This is a genomic window from Mesorhizobium sp. WSM4810, assembly GCF_055811235.1.
In genome coordinates, this window is sequence record NZ_JBVVQV010000012.1 from 50,912 (window position 1) to 67,608 (window position 16,697).

Genomic DNA, 16,697 nt, shown 5'->3' on the forward strand with positions numbered 1-16,697 from the left:
GGGTGCGCGGCGGCTTGGTTTACGGCTGCAGCGTCACCCCGACAAAGATGCTGTGGGCGGTGTAGTCGCGGCCCTCGATGTTGCTGGTCTGTTTTTCAGTTCTGGCGCGGGTGGTCAGTCCGGCATATCGGTTCAGCCACCATGTCAGTCCGGCCTCGGCGCTCAGCGTCAGATCCTGGCCGTCCGACCCGATGTAGTCGCGCCAGTCTACGCCGAGAGCTGCGTTGCCGATCAGGTTGGCACGGATTTCCCGTTCGGCGGTGAGGAGGCCGGAGTAAAGGATGGTGCCGCTTTCGTCGGCGGTTGTCGTGCCCTCGACGATCGTCTGCCCGGTGAGGCCGATCGTGGTGCCGCGTTGCGGCGACCATCTGAGGTCGGCGTTCACCGTGGCACCCGAAATTGCCGGCAGGCGGTCATCGTCGATCGCCTCGCGCAGCCAGCCGGCCGAGAACTCGCCGGCAAGCTTCTCGCCGAGGTCGAGCTCGGCGCCGGCCCGAACCCCAAGCCGCGTCGAGGATCGTTCGAAACCATTGCTGTCGACCCGCAAATCATAGACCCGGCGGCCGATTTCGACCTCGGTGAAAGGGGTGATGGCGGGCGAAATCTCATAGCCGGTGCGCAAGGTGGCGGTATAGAGCGTGGAATCGCGGTCTTTCTGCGACAGCGTTCCGCCCGTCGAAAGCCTGGCGTCGCCGTAGATGTCGTGTTCGACTGCGCCGGTCAGGGCGAAGCGCATCTTGCCGGCATCCTTCTCGACCGCCAGGCTGCCATCAATGGTCTGGCGCACCGGCTGCTCGGCGGTGCCTTCGATGACGACCGGCGAGGAAGCCGATTCCGGCGCCGCCTCGTAACCGAGCTTGGCGATAGCGCGCAGATCGTTGTCGAAGTCGACATTGAGCGTGCCTTCGACACGGCCGCGCGCCTCCTCAACCTCGTCGCCCGATAGGGTCTTGAGAAAGGTCCCGTAGCCGTCGACGATAGCCGAATTCTCCCGCCAGTCGGAGATCGCGTTGAAGCGCAGCGTCGTTTCCGACAGCAGGGCCGGCTTTCCTTCGCTACTTGAATCGGCATTCGATGAGGCCTTCAGGCCTTGCTCGAGCGTCGGCCTGATCACGAAGGAGCCGAGTTTGATACCGGTGGCGGCGAACGGATCGTCCTCGGCCCTCCTGTCGCGGCCTTCGATGGCTTCGGCGCGCTCGGCGCCCGGATCGAGTTGCTGCCTGTCGGCGGAATCGATAGTCACGGCACGGGAATTGATTGGGTCCGTCTCGGCGGTGTCCTCGTCATCCGTCGGGGCCGTCGCCGCGGTGGCGGCCTGTGTCTCGGCGGCTTCGTCCTGATCGGCTGCGCCCTGGGTTGCGCTCGATGGCCGGCGCGGCGGGACGGGAACGGGGGCGTCCGCAAACGGATCGTCGGTTGCTTCCGGCGGATCAAAAATGCTGCCGGTCGCGGGTGCCGCGTCGTCGTCCTGCACGGCGCCCGGGCTGGCCGGCTGATAGGCGGGCGTCGGCGCAGTGCTCTGGGTGGTTGCACCGGCCTGCGCCGTCTGATCCTGGGCGATGCTCAATTGCCTGGTTTTGCGCTGCTGGTCGTCCAGAATCGCCGATTCCGAAACCTCGCCGCGCAGCTCGGTTACCTGGGCATAGGGCTGCGCAGGCCGCAGCAAGGCGAAGACGCTGGTCGCCAGCAGCAAGGCGCAGACCGCCTTGCCGTTTCGTCTTCTTTTCTTTTCAGGCGGGGCCCCGGACATCGCTACCACTGCTTGCGCGGCGCACGCGCGCCATACTTACCGAACCGTAAACGGGGATGGTTAACGTCGGGTTGAGGCGGCGGTCGATCAAAGCCCACTTGACGGCTGACGGATGGCAATTCCGTTGGACAGGCGCGCAGCAAAGCGCTAATCGCATCAGCCATGCATGCGGGATCCCCAGACAAGAAGCGGCTCGATGGGCAGGCTTCGATCGCCTCGGCGCTTAGAACGGTAGCGACCGAGCAGGCCGGTGTCGCGGCGCTGGCGGCCGCGCTCGAAAACGGATTGACCGAACCGTTCGCGCGCGCCGTCGATATTGTGTCGCATATCGCTGGCCGCGTCATCGTCACCGGCGTCGGCAAGAGCGGCCATATCGGCTCAAAGATCGCGGCGACGCTCGCCTCGACCGGCACGCCGGCTTTCTTCGTCCATTCTGCCGAAGCCAATCATGGCGACCTCGGCATGATCGCCAGGGACGACGCCATCATCGCCATATCGTGGTCGGGCGAGAGCCGCGAGCTCAAGGGCATCATCGCCTATTCCAGGCGCTTCTCGATTCCGCTGATCGCAGTCACTGCCGGAGAGCGATCGGCGCTGGCGCGGGCGGCCGATGTGGTGCTTTTGCTGCCGCGTGCGTCGGAAGCCTGCCCGCACGGCCTGGCGCCGACGACATCGACGCTGCTGCAACTGGTGATCGGCGATGCACTGGCCATCGCGCTGCTCGAAGCGCGCGGCTTCACGCCGGATCATTTCCGCACCTTCCATCCCGGCGGGCAACTTGGCGCCAATCTGACGCAGATCCGCGAGATCATGCATGTCGGCGACAGGCTGCCGCTGGTGCCTTCCGGCACTGGAATGCAAGAAGCGATCCTCGAATTGTCGCGCAAGGGGTTTGGCTGTGTGGCGATAACCGCTGCGGATGGTGCGCTGATCGGCATCATCACCGACGGCGACATCAGGCGCCACATCGGCAGCAATCTTCTGGCGATGAGCGTCGATCAGGTCATGACCAAGGAGCCGAAGACGGCCGGACCGGATACGCTGGTGGCGACCGCGCTGCAGACGATCAACAGTTCGACCATCTCCAGCCTGATGGTTGTCGAAGGCAGACGGCCGGTCGGACTTGTCCATCTGCACGATCTGCTGCGCATCGGCGCGGCCTGAGCTCGCCAGAGCGAATCGAAACAGTCTCTGAGAGACATCAGGCCTGTTTGAAAAGTCGCCCGCCGAGATGGTCGGATCAGTCCAGGACCGCCTCGACCGTCAGTTCCAGATCGGCGTCGGCCGCGCCCGTCACGCGCACCTGCGTGCCGGCCGGCAGGTCGGGGCCGGAGACGCGCCATAGCGTATCGCCCAGCTTTACGCGGCCGCGGCCGTCCCTGATCGGCTCGTCCAGGGTGGCCATCCTGCCGATCATCTGTGCGCCGCGGCGGTTGAGCAGTGGCTGATCGGTGCCATCATCGCGCCCACCCACCAGTCTCTTGCCGACATAGGTTGAAACCAGCGACATCGCCAGGAAGGCGAGAACCTGGATCTGCCAGGTCCAGAAGTCCGCGTCCCAGATGAGCAGGGACACCACGCCGATCAGCAGCGCGGCGATGCCGATCCACAGCATGAATATGCCCGGTGCGATGACCTCCATCACCAGGAGGACGAAGCCGAGAACCATCCAAACCCAGGGGCCGAGTTCGGAAATGATGCGTTCGAACATGGCCTCAGGTCTCGCTGGGACGAACCACGGGCGGGCGTGCAGCTTGCCGCGTGGTGCCGGCAGTGCCCTCGCTGCCGAAGACTTCCTTGGCAATCGCGCCGATGCCGCCGAGCGTGCCGATCAATGACGAAGCTTCCATAGGCATCAGCACGACCTTGCTGTTTGTGGCGGAGCCGATCCTGGTCAGTGCTTCGGTGTATTTCAGTGCAACGAAGTAGTTGAGCGCCTGCACGTCGCCCTTGGCGATCGCTTCCGACACCACTTGCGTGGCGCGGGCCTCGGCCTCGGCCGAGCGTTCGCGCGCCTCGGCGTCGCGGAAGGCGGCTTCCTTGCGGCCCTCGGCTTCCAGGATCTGCGACTGCTTGAGGCCTTCGGCGTCGAGGATCTGCGCGCGCTTGTTGCGCTCGGCCATCATCTGGCGCCCCATCGATTCGACGAGATTGGCCGGTGGATTGATGTCCTTGATCTCGACGCGGGTGATCTTGATGCCCCAGGGATGCGCCGCCTCGTCGACGACGCGCAGAAGGCGTTCGTTGATGGCGTCGCGGTTCGACAGCAGCTCGTCGAGGTCCATCGACCCCATCACGGTACGGATGTTGGTCATCGTCAGGTTGAGGATGGCGTTCTCCAGCCCGGCGACCTGGTAGGCGGCCTGCGCCGCGTTGAGCACCTGGTAGAAGGCGACGCCGTCGACGGCGACGGTGGCGTTGTCGCGGGTGATGATCTCCTGCGTCGGGACGTCGAGCACCTGCTCCATCATGTTCAATTTGGAGCCGATGCGGTCGACGAACGGCACGATGAGGTTGAGGCCGGGGCTCAATGTCCTGGTATAACGGCCAAAGCGTTCGACGGTGTAATTGTAGCCTTGCGGGATTGTCCGGATGCCTTTGAAAAGCACGAGCACGACAAGAGCGACAAGAACAAGAAGCGCGATATCGAAACCACTGAAATCCATTTGGCTCTCCCTCAGATGCCGGCCACGGAAATGTTTCAACGCGAGCGACTTCACCAAACACTTAAGTGTGTTTCAGGAACGTTACAATCAGGTGATAGTGGATTACCGGTGCATAGAAAGCCGGTTCGCGGCGCTCGATTGTATCGGCTTCACACCCAACCCGACAGTTCGCGCCGCACCATCGCCTCGATCACCGCCATGCCCTCGGCACTGTCGTTGAGGCAGGGAATATGCGCGAACTTTTCGCCGCCGGCATGATGGAAAGTCTCGGCCGCCTCCCTGCCGATCTCGTCCAGCGTCTCGATGCAGTCGACAGAAAAGCCCGGATTGACGATGGCGATCGATCTCACGCCTTCTCCGGGCAATTTCTCGACCATCTTGTCGGTGTAAGGCTGCAGCCACTCCTGCGCGCCGAAGCGCGACTGGAACGTGGTGATCAGCTTCTTCTCATCCCAGCCGAGCTTTTCCCGCAGCAGCCGGGTCGTCTCAAGGCAATGGGCCTGATAGGGGTCACCCTTGTCGGAATAGGGTTTCGGAATGCCGTGATAGGAGGCGATGACCATTTCCGGCTCGAAATCGAGGCTCGCCAGATGGCGCTCAATCGACGCGGCGAGCGCTTCGATATAGACCGGTTCGGCATAGTAGGGCGGCACGCTGCGGATCGCCGGAGCGCGGCGCATCTTCATCAGCGCGCGAAACAGCTGGTCGTTGGCGGTCGCGGTCGTGGTCGCGGAATATTGCGGATAAAGCGGAAAAGTCAGAATGCGGTCGCAGCCCTGCGCGACCAGCCCTTTGGCGACGCTCTCGGTCGAAGGATTGCCGTAACGCATTGCCCAGTCGACGCTGACGCCGGGCAGGTCGCGCAGCGCCTCGGTCAGCTTTTCGCTCTGAGCGCGGGTGTAGGTGCGCAGCGGCGACTCGTTGCGCTGCCGATTCCAGATTCTCGCATAGTTGGCGCCCGACTTCTTCGGCCGCGTGGTGAGTACCAGCCCGTAGAGGATCGGATACCAGATCGCCTTGTTGAGCTCGATGACGCGCGGATCGGACAGGAATTCCCTGAGATAGCGCCACATCGGCTTGAATTCGGTGCCGTCGGGCGTGCCGAGATTAACCAGCATGACGCCGATCCTGCCCGCCCCGACCGGCGGCTGTCCTGCCGGCAGTGGGCCGACGACCTTCGCGGCTTTTCGATCGGCAGGGTTGGAAAGCGTCATAACGGGTCTCCGGACACTGCGCGAAACTAGCGATGCCGCGCCGGTTTTCAATGCAGCGTCTGGCCGCACCTTATCAGCGAAAGCAGAAAAACCCGCCCAGTTAGCCGGACGGGTTTTCCAACGATGACCGAAGAATTCAGTTTGCGGCCGGGATGGTCAAGGTTGCGCCGACGGGAAGGCGGCGCGGCTCGTAGTCCTTGTTGGCATCGGAGATCGTTTTCCACCTGGCGCCATCGCCATAGGCCTTTTCCGCCAGGTCCCAATAGGTATCGCCGGCAACGATCACATGGCTGCTTTCGGCCGGCGTTGCCTCGGCCGGCTTTGCCGGTTCCGCCGCAGGCGCCGGTGCCGCCTCGGCTGGCTTGGCCGGCTCGGCAGGCGCCGGCGTTGCCGGGGCGGGTTCCGCCGGCACGGCTGGCGGTGTCGTGGCTATATCGTCCGAACCCGCCGGCGGTTCGGGCATCGCCGTGTCCGCAGCTGCGGCTGGAGCCGTTTCTGCTGGTTTTGCGGGCTCGGCCGGAGCGGGAGCCTCGGCCGGTTCCGCGGCGGCGGCGGCCGTGATTTCGGTGATGCGGCCATCGAGCTTCGGCGTATAGGGCCGATGCGCGCCGAGATAATCGGCGACCACCTGTTCGAGGCCCGGACCGTAATCGTAGGCGTTCTTGGCCTTGTCGGCGAAGACCCTATAGCCGTCGCCGCCCTGGCGCACAAAGTTGTTGGTGGCGACCAGGTAATCCTTATCCGGATTGATCGTGGTCCACGCGCCGCCTTGCATGACTTCGACCGACTTGACGCGCCCGGCATTCGGGGCGGCCGATTTGTCGAATGAATACTTCAGGCCGGCAACCTGCGGGAAGCGTCCGGCGCCGTCCTCGATCTGGCTGAGACCGTTCTCCAGCCCGGCAACCAGATCCCTGCCGGAAATCTGGAAGGTCGCCACTGTGTTCTGGAACGGCAGCACGTTCAGCACCTCGCCCATAGTGACGGTGCCCTGGTCGATCGAAGCGCGCAGGCCGCCGCCATTCGTGACGACGATCTGCACACCCTGGTCCTTGACGCGGTCGAGGACGGCATCGGAGACAAGATTGCCTATCTCGCACTCGCGGGTGCGGCAGTTCTCACGGCTGCCGTCGATCGCCTTCGTGGTCTCGGCGACCTCCTTGTTCTTCAACGCCTCGATCGGCGCGCCAAGCTCCTTGATGCGGGCAAGCACGGCGGAATCCGGCGTGATCGACTTGTCGAGGTAGATCGGGTCTCCGCTGGCTTGCTTGACGACGCCGTTGTCGTCGAACACGACCTTGAACTCGCCGAGATATTTCGAAAAGGACGCCGCCTGGACGACCGGCACCTTGTAGCCGTCCGGATTGTCGACCATCGTCGGGTAGGGGCCTTCAGCCTTGGGGTCGGTGTTGGACAGCAGCGAATGGCTGTGGCCGCCGACCACCACGTCGACACCCGGGATCTTGGCGATGACGTCGCGCTCGCGCTTGTAGCCGATATGGGTGACCGCGATGATCTTGTTGACGCCTTCTCCCTTCAGCTTCTCGACCTCTGACGTGATCAACTTGACGTCGTCCTCGATCGTGACGTTAGGGCCTGGCGAAGTGAGTTCCGGCGTGTCGTTGGTGACCGCGCCGACGACGCCGATCTTCTGGCCGCCGACCTCGATCACAACAGACGGTTTCACGCGGTCACCGAGCTTGGATTGCGCGTTGGCCTTCACGTTGGCGCCGAGCACCGGAAACTTGATCATGTCCAGGAACGGCGCCAGCGCCGCCTCGCCGTCGTCGAACTCGTGATTGCCGACCGCCATGGCGTCGAATTTCATCTGGTTGAGGAATTCGCCTTCGGTCTTGCCCTTGTAGGTCGTGTAGAAGAGCGAACCCTGGAAATTGTCGCCGGCACTGAGCAACAGCACGTTCTGGCCTTCCAGCTTCTTGCGCTCCTGGATGATCGCGGTGATCAGCCGCGCCGCGCCGCCGATGCACTCGCCCTTGGTCTCCTCTTCGGCCGAGCAGGTCGATTCATATTTGTTGTTGCTTTCGATGCGGCTGTGCCAGTCGTTGATGTGCAGGATGTTCAGCGTGTAGTCGGCAAAGGACATGCCGGTCGAAAGGCCAAGCGTAGACGCCGACAGGGCGGCAATGGCGGCGGTCTTCTTCATCTTCGTCTCCCGGATGACCTGTTTATGCCCTTGCTCGACTGGAACATAACAGCCGGCTTTTCGCCAATGTTCACATCGCGTTTTAGCCGATGCAAGCGGAATCGGGCCCAGCTTTGCCGGCACAAAAAGACGGCGGCCTCAAGCCGCCGTCCTTTGCAAAAGCATTCAGTATGGGCTCAGGTGCGTCGCGTCAGCACAAAGTTCTGCCCGCTCACGCTGGTGCAATTAAGCTGCGAGGTGGAGATCAACAAGCAGTTGAAGCTGATCGGCGTCTGGCGGATCAGCGAAGTGCCCTGGATTTGGACCGAGGTGCCGCCGGTCATGGCGTAGCTGCCGTCGGCAAGCTTCTGGCCGGTGTCGGTGGCGACGGTCTTGAAGCTGCCGCCGGCGAAGGTCGACAGGCCCGTGCCCTGCGCGTCGATCCATGAGCCTTCGACCGGACTCCGCGTGGCCGATGGTGGCCCGCCCGGGCCGGCGGTGGTGCACGCCGCCAAGGCGGCAGCGGCCGCGACAATGCCGGCCGAAAGCAATTTGCGCGCAATCGTCATGATCAAGATCCTCTCCTCTCGCATTGGCCCGAAAATCGATGCGATTTTTCGGAAAGCACGATGCGTACACTCGAACCACCAGAGCGTACTTTGTGCGTCCAAATGGATGCACGTCGCTCCAGGCCGCCTTCCTTCAATCGCCCGATTTCCAGACGATTGCAAGGCAGTGAGACATTGCTTTCGAACGAGGATGTTGAACTATCGAACGAGGATGTTGCGGAATTGCCATGGGTCGTTTTTGTCGAGGTCTTCCGGGAACAGCCCAGGGCGGTTGTCGAGCGGCGTCCAGTCGGTGTAATAGCCCTTGATCGGCCCGAGATAGGGCGACTGCACTTCCAGGCATCGCCTGTAGTCCATCTCGTCCGCCTCGACGATGCCGGCCTCGGGATTTTCCAGCGCCCAGACCATGCCCGCCAGCACTGCCGAGGTGACCTGCATGCCCGTCGCGTTCTGATAAGGCGCCAGCTTGCGCGCCTCCACCAGCGACAGCTGCGAGCCGTACCAATAGGCGTTCTTGTCGTGGCCGTAGAGCAGCACGCCGAGCTCGTCGACACCGTCGACCAGTTCGTTTTCATCGAGCACGTGATGCACCGGTTGTGCGTTGCCGGCAGCGCCGAACATTTCGTGCAGCGACAGCACGGCGTCATTGCAGGGATGGTAGGCGTAGTGGCAGGTCGGGCGATATTGGACCTTGCCCTTCTTGCCGCGCAGGGTGAAGAAGTCGGCGATCGAGATCGACTCGTTGTGGGTCACCAGGAAGCCATATTGCGGGCCCGGCGTCGGGCACCAGCTGCGCACACGCGTGTTGGCGCCCGGCTGCTCCAGATAGATTGCGGCCTTCGAGCCATGCTTGTGCTTCTTGCCGTTCTTCGGCATCCACGTCTCATGCGTGCCCCAGCCGAGCTCGGCCGGTTGAAGCCCTTCCGAGATGAAGCCTTCGACCGACCAGGTATTCCAGAACACGTTCATCGGCTTCGGCTTCTTGGTGCGCTGTGTGTCGCGCTCGGCAATGTGGATACCTTTGACGCCGGCCTTCTTCATCAGCCTGGCCCAAGCTTCGCGATCGTGCTGCGCGGGCTCGGAGAATTCGAGGCCAAGATCGGTGGCGAGGTTGACCAGCGCCTGCTTGACGAACCACGAGACCATGCCTGGGTTGGCGCCGCAGGTGGAGATTGCGGTCGCCCCGCCGGGGTGCGCGCGCTTTTCTTCGATCATGGATTCGCGCAGCGCATAATTGGTGCGACTGCCAGTGTCGGCCTTCGTGTCGAAATAGAAGCCGAGCCATGGCTCGACGACGGTGTCGATGTAAAGCACACCCAGCTTGCGACAGAGCCGCATCAAATCCACCGAGCCGGTGTCGACCGACAGGTTGACGCAAAAGCCCTGGCCACCGCCTTTGGTCAGCAGCGGCGTCAAAAGCTTCTTGTAGTTCTTGCTGGTCACCGCATCCTGCATGAAGGTGATGTCGCGCTCGTCGAGCAGCTTGCGATCGGTATCGCGTGGGTCGATGACCGTCATGCGCGACTTGTCGAACTTGAAATGGCGCTCGATCAGCGGCAGCGTTCCCCGTCCGATCGAGCCGAAGCCGATCATCACGACAGGGCCGGTGATCTCACCGTAAACGGGCCAGTTTTCATTCGCCATTTTATCGATTACTCCCTCAGATAGGCTGAAAAGCCGGGCAAACAGACGCAAAGCGGAGCATTTTTTTTGCCCGACCGCCACGCGCTACAACCACAGATCATTGTCATAAACCAGCGAAAAGCCGCGAGCTACGCCGCATTCGTCATGTGGTTAAGGAGGACGACCAGTCGCTGACGGTCGGCGGTCATTTCCCGAGTTGGCCCTTGTAGTCGAGTTGGGCGAAGTCGGCCGCCCGCAATGGCGCGGCGAAAGATGCGGCGAGCACCAGCTCTCGTCGATGGTTCCCGATCTCGGTCACATTCCGGTGACACTCGGTAAGCGCAACAGCTTCGGTCGAGAGGCCGAACACTCTGCGCATGTCCGATCCATTCACCCTCGCGGCAGATCGCGCGAGGTCACATCGGCGATTGCCTTGCGAAGCCGGATCGTCTCGATTTTCTCGCCGGGACGCAATATGCCGATCACCGTTTCGATGTCGGGACAGCCATTTTTGCGGCATACCAGCTCCGTGACGGACACGACGACATCGTCATCGAGCCCGCAAGCCCTGCGAACCCAGACCTTGATCTGTCTGGTCTTCTCCGGAAGGGCAAGGCCGCGGGGCGAGTGAGTTCGCGAGACGGTTCATATCCAATCCCGTCCCGAAGACGAAGGCGCTCGGCCAGAGCAACGGGATAAAAGACGCGCGCTGTCGTCGGCCTTGCCGAACCTATGCATTCAGCGCCACCAGCGTGTCCATTTCGGCGCGGCATTTGAGGAAGCCGTCAGGCCTTTGGGCAGGTTGCGGCCGATAAATACCAGGCGGCTGACGCGCTTCTCCCCCGCTTTCCAGGGCTTTCCAGGGGCGCTGGTGATCGCCTTCGAGCAGCATGTGGACGGCCTGAACGACAAAGCGGTGTTCATCGCCCTCGAACGCCAGGATGCCTTTCATGCGCAGCATGTCGATGCCGAATTTCTGTGTGATCATCTGGATCCACGGCAAGAACTTGCGCGGATCGATCGAAGCTTCCGTGACGAGAAAGAAGCTGGTGACGTGATCGTCATGCACATGGTTGTGGCCCGCGTCGAGAAAGTCCGGCTCGACTTCGAGGACACGGTTCAGATCGAACGCGCCGCGATCCAGAACCTCGTCGAGTGGAACGTTGCAACGTATGGAATGCTTGATCGCAGCCGTCGGGTTGATCCTGCGAATGCGCGCCTCCACTGCCTTGAGTTCGGCCTGCGCCACCAGGTCGGTCTTGTTCAGTATGACGATATCGGCGAAGGCGAGTTGCTCCTGCGCCTCGTGGGCATGATCCAACTCGCCGAGGAGATGCTTGGCATCGGCGACGGTGATGATCGCATCGAGTGTCGTCTTCTGCCTCACATCGTGGTCGACGAAGAAGGTCTGGGCGACGGGGGCGGGATCGGCAAGGCCGGTCGTCTCGATCAGGATGGCGTCGAAACGGTCTCTGCGCCGCATCAAGCTCTCAATGATCCGGATCAGGTCGCCGCGCACCGTGCAGCAGATGCAGCCGTTGTTCATCTCGAAGACTTCTTCGTCGGTATCGACGATGAGGTCGTTGTCGATGCCAATCTCGCCGAACTCGTTGACGATCACGGCGTACCGCTTGCCGTGCTGTTCGGACAGGATGCGGTTGAGCAGCGTCGTCTTGCCGGCGCCGAGGTAGCCGGTAAGAACCGTGACGGGCATTTTCTGGGCTTCAAGCGGCATAGTCGTCTCCGGATGTTGGATTGCGGATTTCAGCTGGGTCAGGCGCGAGCCGATTGGATCGCCCGTAGACGGAAGACTGGCGTCTGTTCAATGCGCGCAAGCCTCGCACAGACCCGAAAGCTCCACCGTGGCCGAGTTGGTTTGGAAGCCCTGCCGTCGGGCAATCCGGCGCAGCACCCGCTCCAATGCCGGGTCATGAACCTCACTTGCGCGCCCGCAATTCGCGCAGATTGCAAAGGCGGCGCGCCCATAGGGTGCCGCATTCGCTGTGGACGCAAGAGCGCAAACGCGCTCAGGCTCTCGATCCGGTGAACCAGGCCCTGCTCGACGAGCCGATCCAGAGCGCGATAGATCTGTAGCGGCGAGCGGAGCCCTTCCTGGCGAAGAAGTCCAAGCAGTTCATAGGCCCCCATCGGCCTCTCGGAGCGCGTCAGCGCGTCGAGTACCAGCTGCTGGTTGCGTCCAGGCATCCGCTGTTCCCTCGTGTTCCAGGCAGTTTTGAGCACAATGGCGAGCGTCAGTAATAGTATAACATTTTGGATTGACGAACGTGATAACATAACATAACGGATCGTCAAGAGCGGGGCTGACTTCGATGGCTCCCGCGGTGATGGATCGAATGGCTGCTTGTGTGATCTTTCAAGACCTGACGCATCAAGACCTGCCGCTGGGCCGCAACAGCGTGCCTCGATGGGATCGTACGGCCCGGCGATCATTTGTCGGCGGGCACGATCCACATTCCCTTTTATCTCTGCCGGGGCGCGCGGCTGCTCGCCACGCGTCCGGCGCATCTCCCACAGAACCGCTTGAACAAAGGAGTCGATCGAATGTCCAGGACGCTAAAACTCGCCGCCGTGATAGGCGCTATAACATCGTTGCCAATCGCTCCGTCGGTGGCCGCTGCCGAGAACCTTAGGGTTGTCGCCAGTTTCTCGATCATCGCCGATTTTGCCAAGAATGTCGGCGGCGATCGTGTCGACATCGTCACGCTGGTCGGCCCGAATGGTGACGCCCATGTCTACGAACCAAAGCCGGCCGACGCGGCAACCGTCGGTTCGGCCGACGTGGTGCTGGTCAACGGCCTCCAGTTCGAGGGCTTCCTCCAGCGTCTCGTCGAGGCGAGCGCGACGAAGGCGCCGATCGTGGAATTGACCAAAGGCGGCGAGGTGTTGCGCAAGACCGAGGAAGAAGGTCACCACGATCAGGATAAAGCCGCCGAGGGCGGGGAAAAACACGCCGCGGCGGAAGAGGGCCATGAGGAAGGGCACCATCATCACGGCGAGTCCGATCCCCATGCATGGCAGTCCGTGCACAATGCCGAACTCTATGTGAAGAACATCGCCGACGCCTTCTGTGCCGCCGATGCAGCCGGCTGTGATACTTATCGGGCCAATGCCGAATCATACGGCCAGCAGCTCGAGGCACTGGAAGCGGAGATCAAGGCTGCCGTAGCTGAGATCCCCGAGGACAAGCGCACGATCATCACTTCCCACGACGCCTATGGCTATTTCGAACACGAATACGGCATAAAATTCCTGGCGCCGGAGGGCGTCTCCACCGAATCCGAGGCATCAGCCTCCAACGTCGCGGCCCTGATCAAACAGATCAGGCAAGACAAGGCTTCGGCAATCTTCGTGGAGAACGTCACCAATCCGCGCCTGGTCGAGCAGATCGCCAGCGAGACGGGCCTGAAAGTCGGCGGTGAGCTCTACTTCGACGCCCTGTCGGATAAGAACGGTCCGGCTGCGACCTATCTGGAGATGATGCGGCACAACGTCACGACGATCAAAGGCGCGATCCTCGGAAGCTGACCGCCAGCCTGTGATGGAAAGGCGGAGCAATCCGCCTTTTCCTCGATTACCAATAGTCATGTAATAACATTCAAGGAGAATACCGTGAGGACAAATTGGGCGTCAGCCACGGCCATCGCGCTGCTTGTGTCCCTATCAACAAGTGCTGCCCACGCCGAGGAGGTGACCGCATGGCGCCTCTTCATCTCGGACCACGCGGACCCGAAGGTGACCGTAATCGATGCGGTCGATGGCGAAAAGCTCGACACGTTCGAGATCAAAGGGCCGGCGTCGCTCCATCGCAGCGAAAGCGGCAGGACCGTGTTTGCCGTGCAGGGCTCGGCCGGCGTCGTTGCCGGGATCGCGAGCGGCATTTCCTTCGAGGACCACGGCGAGCACGGCGACATCGACGTCGAAGCGCCAAAACTTGCCGGCGTCGAGATCACGGGCAAGAAGCCGTCGCATTTCGTCGAGCATGACGGCGACTTCGCCGTTTTTTTCGACGGCGAGGGTGTCGCCCGCATCATCTCCGAGAAGTCGGCCCTGGAAGGCAAGCCGGATTTCAGGGAAGTGAAGACGGACGCGCCGCAGCACGGCGTCGCAGTCGCCTTCGGCTCCCATGTCCTGCTGTCGGAGCCGAACCGGGAAAAGCCGGACGAGCTTCCGGTCGGCATCAGGGTCGCTGACAAGGCCGGCGCGCCGATCGGCGGCAGCCACGCCTGCCCAGACCTCCACGGCGAGGCGTCTTCCGGCAATATCCTGGCTTTCGCCTGCGCGACCGGCCTGCTTGTCGTCAGCCATGGCGACGGCAGCCCGGCGATCCGTCATCTGCCCTATGCCGACAGCCTGCCTGATGGCAAAACGACGACGCTGATCGGCGGCAGAGGCCTGCAATATTTCCTCGGCAACTACGGCGCCGACAAGGTGGTGCTGATCGATCCGACGATCGAGAGCGACGCATTCCGGCTGATCAACCTTCCGACGCGCCGCGTGCATTTCGCGGTCGACCCCGTTCGTGCCAAGTTCGCCTACGTCTTCACCGAGGACGGCCAGCTTCACCAGCTCGACGTCGTGAAGGGGGAGATCGCAAACTCGCTCAAGCTGACCGACCCCTATTCGATGGACGGTCACTGGAGCGATCCGAGGCCGCGTGTCGCGGTCGCCGGCGACAAGATCGTGGTCACTGACCCACTGCAAGGTGTGCTGCATCTCGTTGACGCGGCGTCGTTCGAGAAAACCGGCGACATTGCCATCGAAGGCAAGCCCTTCAACATCGTTTCCGTCGGCGGCTCCGGTCAAACCCACGAAGGCGAATAGTCGCTCCTCCCAAGCGGCTGCCGCGCGTCCGGCCCATTCCTTCTCGGGCCGGACGCATCTTCTCCAACTCGCAAGGGAACCATGCTCGAGACCCAGCAATGGGCGCATCGTCCGGCACCGATTGCATTTCAGCCAAGCCGTGCCGGGATCAGTCCGCGCAGTGAATTGCCGACGAACAGCGCTTTGGCCGACTTCAGATCATCCAGGCTGTAGATTGCTTCGCGGGCGCGGCCTTCGTCCAGCAATTCGCCGCGCAACACGCCAGGCAGCAAGCCGCAATCGAGCCGCGGTGTTGCCAGCGCTCCGTCACCGAAATCGGCGAAGAGATTGGTGATCGTGCCCTCACAGATTTCGCCGCGCTCGTTGGCCAAGAGAACCTCGTCAGCCCGGCTGATCAGATATTCGGCCCGCGCCCGCTGATAGATATCCCGGCGGCTCGTCTTGTGGCGCAGCAGCGTGTCGCTTGAATCAAGCCGCACCCGCGCCAGCTGCAGCCTCCAGACCTTGTCGGCTGCGTGCGGCTCATAAGGCAGCGCCGAGACCGTCACCTTGCCGCTGCGCGACAGGACCAGGCGTGTGCGCAAGGCTATGTCGGGCCGGTCGACGGCGTTCCTGAGCATCTCGCCGACCTTCTGCGGATCGCAGGCAAAACCCAGTTCGGCCGCCGAGCCATAAAGGCGTGCCAAATGGCGGTCGAAACGGAGGAAGCCCTGGCCCGGCTGCCAGCGCATGGTTTCGATCAGCTCGAAATCGGCGGTGTTCCCGTCGCGTAGCGCGCTTTCAGCAGGCACTCCTGATACTCCTCCTCGGCCGTCGAATCGAAGACGACGCCGCCGCCGACATTGTAGACGGCCTCGCCGCCGGAAAAGAGCGATATGGTGCGGATCGCCACCGAAAAGCGCATCGTGCCGCCGGGCGCGATCCAGCCGATCGCGCCGCAATAGACGTCGCGCGGCGTGGCTTCCAGATCGTGCAGGATTTCCATGGCGCGGATTTTCGGGGCGCCGGTGATCGATCCGCATGGAAACAGCGCAGCGAATATCCGGCGGATGGTGAGGTCGGGCAACAGCTTGGCCCGCACGCGGCTCACCATCTGGTGGACGGTCGGGTAGCTCTCGATGCGGAAAAGCTCCGGCACCTCCAGCGTGCCGACTTCGCTGATCAGCGAAATGTCGTTGCGCAGGAGATCGACGATCATCCGGTTCTCAGCCTGGTTCTTCTCGTCATTGAGCAAGAACGTCTTCAGCCGCTTGTCCTCCGCCTTGGTCGCGCCGCGCGGGGCGGTGCCCTTCATCGGATGCGTCTCGATCATGCCTGCGGCGTCGATCTCGAAGAACAGTTCCGGCGAACGCGACAAGACGACCGGATCGCCGAGCGCGATCAGCGCGCCGTATTTCACCGGTTGGCGCTCCGTCAGCGCATCGAAGGCGGCCAGCGGATCGCCCGACCATTGCGCATGAACCGGAAAGGTCAGATTGCCCTGATAGCAATCACCCTTGCGAATGTGATTGTGGAGCCGGGCAAAGCGTTTTGCGTAGTCTTCCGAAGTCCAGGCGGCCTTGGCGTTGAAGATCGGGGCGTCGAAGATCGGGCCGTTGGTCGACGGCACGACCGGCTGTTCGACAGGCGCGTCGAAGATCCCCAGGCAGACAAACGGGGCGCGGCGTCCGCCCGGCAGCAGCGGAACGAGCTTCGGCTCGAGCAGGTAGCCGGCCTCGTAGGAGAAATAGCCGGCCAGCCATTTGCCGGCGTCATGCGCGGCCTGCGCAATGTCCAGCGCCGGCAGGAAATCCTCTGCCTCATGCGCCACGATGATGTCGGCCGGCTGGTCGAAGACGAGCTGATGAGCGCGCTCGTCATTTCGAAAAATTGCAGAGGGCAGGGGCATGG

The 16,697-nt window shown here is 62.6% G+C and carries 15 protein-coding genes and 1 pseudogene; 3 read left to right on the forward strand and 13 right to left on the reverse strand.

What is annotated here, in order from left to right; genetic code table 11:
• Window positions 1-19 precede the first annotated feature (19 nt).
• Window positions 20-1,750: an outer membrane beta-barrel protein gene (locus tag AC0L3O_RS18515; protein ID WP_128247071.1), complete on the reverse strand. Its 1,731-nt coding sequence runs from the start codon at window positions 1,748-1,750 to the stop codon at window positions 20-22.
• A 162-nt stretch (window positions 1,751-1,912) separates the two neighbouring features.
• On the opposite strand from AC0L3O_RS18515, the gene AC0L3O_RS18520 reads away from it, so the two are divergent.
• Window positions 1,913-2,914 (forward strand): KpsF/GutQ family sugar-phosphate isomerase, encoded by a 1,002-nt coding sequence (locus tag AC0L3O_RS18520; protein WP_023798068.1) that lies wholly within the window; start codon window positions 1,913-1,915, stop codon window positions 2,912-2,914.
• Between the two features lie 76 nt (window positions 2,915-2,990).
• On the opposite strand, the gene AC0L3O_RS18525 is transcribed toward AC0L3O_RS18520, so the two are convergent.
• The 10 genes and pseudogenes from AC0L3O_RS18525 to AC0L3O_RS18570 all read right to left on the reverse strand — a co-directional run bounded on the left by AC0L3O_RS18525 (window position 2,991) and on the right by AC0L3O_RS18570 (window position 11,931).
• On the reverse strand, window positions 2,991-3,461 hold the full coding sequence (locus tag AC0L3O_RS18525) for an NfeD family protein (RefSeq protein WP_128170927.1): 471 nt from the start codon (window positions 3,459-3,461) through the stop codon (window positions 2,991-2,993).
• Between the two features lie 4 nt (window positions 3,462-3,465).
• Entirely contained in the window at window positions 3,466-4,416 is a 951-nt protein-coding gene (locus AC0L3O_RS18530; RefSeq protein ID WP_027153246.1) for an SPFH domain-containing protein, read from the reverse strand.
• 149 nt (window positions 4,417-4,565) lie between these two features.
• A complete protein-coding gene (hemH, locus tag AC0L3O_RS18535; protein WP_128170928.1) occupies window positions 4,566-5,630 on the reverse strand; it encodes a ferrochelatase in 1,065 nt (354 codons plus the stop codon).
• 136 nt (window positions 5,631-5,766) lie between these two features.
• Window positions 5,767-7,794 (reverse strand): 5'-nucleotidase C-terminal domain-containing protein, encoded by a 2,028-nt coding sequence (locus tag AC0L3O_RS18540; RefSeq protein ID WP_473535903.1) that lies wholly within the window; start codon window positions 7,792-7,794, stop codon window positions 5,767-5,769.
• A gap of 176 nt (window positions 7,795-7,970) precedes the next feature.
• Window positions 7,971-8,342, reverse strand: a complete 372-nt coding sequence (gene omp10, locus AC0L3O_RS18545) for an outer membrane lipoprotein Omp10 (protein WP_128170933.1) — start codon at window positions 8,340-8,342, stop codon at window positions 7,971-7,973.
• 198 nt (window positions 8,343-8,540) lie between these two features.
• Window positions 8,541-9,986, reverse strand: coding sequence for a homospermidine synthase (locus tag AC0L3O_RS18550; RefSeq protein WP_128247073.1), 1,446 nt, complete (start codon window positions 9,984-9,986; stop codon window positions 8,541-8,543).
• A gap of 184 nt (window positions 9,987-10,170) precedes the next feature.
• Window positions 10,171-10,344: a hypothetical protein gene (locus tag AC0L3O_RS18555; RefSeq protein ID WP_287227824.1), complete on the reverse strand. Its 174-nt coding sequence runs from the start codon at window positions 10,342-10,344 to the stop codon at window positions 10,171-10,173.
• An 11-nt stretch (window positions 10,345-10,355) separates the two neighbouring features.
• Entirely contained in the window at window positions 10,356-10,505 is a 150-nt protein-coding gene (locus AC0L3O_RS18560) for a hypothetical protein (RefSeq protein WP_473535904.1), read from the reverse strand.
• A gap of 198 nt (window positions 10,506-10,703) precedes the next feature.
• Window positions 10,704-11,700 (reverse strand): annotated as a pseudogene (locus AC0L3O_RS18565) (CobW family GTP-binding protein).
• 87 nt (window positions 11,701-11,787) lie between these two features.
• Complete coding sequence (locus tag AC0L3O_RS18570; protein ID WP_473535955.1) at window positions 11,788-11,931, reverse strand: transcriptional repressor; 144 nt, start codon at window positions 11,929-11,931, stop codon at window positions 11,788-11,790.
• A gap of 596 nt (window positions 11,932-12,527) precedes the next feature.
• On the opposite strand from AC0L3O_RS18570, the gene aztC reads away from it, so the two are divergent.
• Window positions 12,528-13,511, forward strand: coding sequence for a zinc ABC transporter substrate-binding protein AztC (aztC, locus tag AC0L3O_RS18575; RefSeq protein WP_473616264.1), 984 nt, complete (start codon window positions 12,528-12,530; stop codon window positions 13,509-13,511).
• 84 nt (window positions 13,512-13,595) lie between these two features.
• Window positions 13,596-14,807, forward strand: a complete 1,212-nt coding sequence (gene aztD / locus AC0L3O_RS18580; protein ID WP_287259387.1) for a zinc metallochaperone AztD — start codon at window positions 13,596-13,598, stop codon at window positions 14,805-14,807.
• 128 nt (window positions 14,808-14,935) lie between these two features.
• On the opposite strand, the gene AC0L3O_RS18585 is transcribed toward aztD, so the two are convergent.
• Together AC0L3O_RS18585 and AC0L3O_RS18590 are read right to left on the reverse strand one after the other, a co-directional pair.
• Entirely contained in the window at window positions 14,936-15,598 is a 663-nt protein-coding gene (locus AC0L3O_RS18585) for an aminotransferase class IV family protein (protein ID WP_128168878.1), read from the reverse strand.
• Window positions 15,547-16,695 carry an aminodeoxychorismate synthase component I gene (locus tag AC0L3O_RS18590; RefSeq protein WP_473535906.1) on the reverse strand — a complete coding sequence of 383 codons (1,149 nt, stop codon included), beginning with the start codon at window positions 16,693-16,695 and terminating at the stop codon, window positions 15,547-15,549. Before AC0L3O_RS18590 ends, AC0L3O_RS18585 begins: the two co-directional genes overlap by 52 nt.
• Window positions 16,696-16,697 lie beyond the last annotated feature (2 nt).

What these genes read in the sequence shown, in the direction of transcription:
- AC0L3O_RS18515 (WP_128247071.1), bottom strand. Translation starts at nt 1,750, where the DNA reads ATGTCCGGGGCCCCGCCTGAAAAGAAAAGAAGACGAAACGGCAAGGCG.
- AC0L3O_RS18520 (WP_023798068.1), top strand. Translation starts at nt 1,913, where the DNA reads ATGCATGCGGGATCCCCAGACAAGAAGCGGCTCGATGGGCAGGCTTCG.
- AC0L3O_RS18525 (WP_128170927.1), bottom strand. Translation starts at nt 3,461, where the DNA reads ATGTTCGAACGCATCATTTCCGAACTCGGCCCCTGGGTTTGGATGGTT.
- AC0L3O_RS18530 (WP_027153246.1), bottom strand. Translation starts at nt 4,416, where the DNA reads ATGGATTTCAGTGGTTTCGATATCGCGCTTCTTGTTCTTGTCGCTCTT.
- hemH (WP_128170928.1), bottom strand. Translation starts at nt 5,630, where the DNA reads ATGACGCTTTCCAACCCTGCCGATCGAAAAGCCGCGAAGGTCGTCGGC.
- AC0L3O_RS18540 (WP_473535903.1), bottom strand. Translation starts at nt 7,794, where the DNA reads ATGAAGAAGACCGCCGCCATTGCCGCCCTGTCGGCGTCTACGCTTGGC.
- omp10 (WP_128170933.1), bottom strand. Translation starts at nt 8,342, where the DNA reads ATGACGATTGCGCGCAAATTGCTTTCGGCCGGCATTGTCGCGGCCGCT.
- AC0L3O_RS18550 (WP_128247073.1), bottom strand. Translation starts at nt 9,986, where the DNA reads ATGGCGAATGAAAACTGGCCCGTTTACGGTGAGATCACCGGCCCTGTC.
- AC0L3O_RS18555 (WP_287227824.1), bottom strand. Translation starts at nt 10,344, where the DNA reads ATGCGCAGAGTGTTCGGCCTCTCGACCGAAGCTGTTGCGCTTACCGAG.
- aztC (WP_473616264.1), top strand. Translation starts at nt 12,528, where the DNA reads ATGTCCAGGACGCTAAAACTCGCCGCCGTGATAGGCGCTATAACATCG.
- AC0L3O_RS18590 (WP_473535906.1), bottom strand. Translation starts at nt 16,695, where the DNA reads ATGCCCCTGCCCTCTGCAATTTTTCGAAATGACGAGCGCGCTCATCAG.